The 1211-nt window shown below is 43.0% G+C and carries 1 protein-coding gene; it reads left to right on the top strand.

What is annotated here, in order from left to right; all coding sequences use genetic code 11:
* Window positions 1-170 precede the first annotated feature (170 nt).
* Window positions 171-1070: a hypothetical protein gene (locus A3762_RS16910; RefSeq protein ID WP_156493540.1), complete on the top strand. Its 900-nt coding sequence runs from the start codon at window positions 171-173 to the stop codon at window positions 1068-1070.
* Window positions 1071-1211 lie beyond the last annotated feature (141 nt).

The following is a 1211-nucleotide window of genomic DNA, read 5'->3' as shown; positions in this document are numbered from 1 at the left end:
ACGAGTTGATTTACTGGGCTGTCTTCTACGAGCAATATTTTCATAATAGCGATCTATTCTTGATGCTAGGTTCAAAAAACCGTAGTACAGGAAATAGGCTAAAACGCCTCGAAATTATCTATTTTTCGCCTATTTTTGTAGCTAAATTTTACAGAGATTTGGTGTAGAGCTTGCGGATTGAATTCTTAAGGTATGTATGGGCGGCATTGTATGGGCTATTAATCGCTAATAGTGCTTTTGCTGCGAATGAATTTTCTAGTTCAATCGAGTTCGATACGCACTATCTTGTAAAAGACTCAGACCAGCATCACAAAGACGAGGACAAAAAGCAGCACGGCGTCAATGCTAGGTATTACCTTACGCCTGTTGATCAGTCTTCGATTTCGCCTTTAGAAAACGAGTTCTTAGCGCGAGTCAGTTACCTTGATATAAGCCTTAGCGCTGATGATGTAACACCCCAAGATGATTTTAATCGAGTTAGGCTAACGTATTCGCATGATGACCGTTTACTCAGTCATAGCTGGCGGATCGCGTATATCAGCACGCGACATGAAACTCGCCTTGATGAAGAACGACTCAATGGCGGTGGTTTAGGTTTGTCTATTTATCTGACCGATACCGGGAAGGCAGATTTTTACAGCGAGTATGAGTCCGGGGATGGTTATCGCATTAGCTTCAGTGAGATCAAGTATCGACAGATCTATACAGCTTATGATCTAGATTTAGTATTTGATGTGGGGCTATCTCATCGTGAAAAGAAAACGCCTTATCCTAATCTAGGGAGAGAGGGCGGTGGTTATATATCAAATGCGTGGTATGGCGAACTGGCTTGGTATTTGTCGCGGAAACTTCGACTTGGATTTGGCCATAAATCCCATTCAATCGATTATAGGAATGGCAATGATGGCGCTTTAAATTCTTTGTATCTACACGGCGGGTACGCGCCGTTGGATTTTGTTCAACTTACGTTTCGTGTAGGCGTTCAGCGCGAGATTATCGATCGCCCTAACTTAGATGAAGTCGAAGAAAATGCAGCTGCTTTTGATGGGAGCATTCGATTTGAGTTCTGAGTCCATTAGTTGTCCAAAAAATGAATCAAGTCCTTGGCATTTCTCAATAGATGCTGTGCTCCTAGGTCATTAAGATTCGTGCCTTCATCGAAGTAACCAAACGGAACGATCGCTGATACGCAACCGGCGTTGTGGGCTGCT

This window comes from Oleiphilus sp. HI0125 (genome assembly GCF_001635355.1).
Note: the sequence above shows the minus strand (reverse complement) of the source record. Positions and strands in the feature narration are given on the sequence as shown.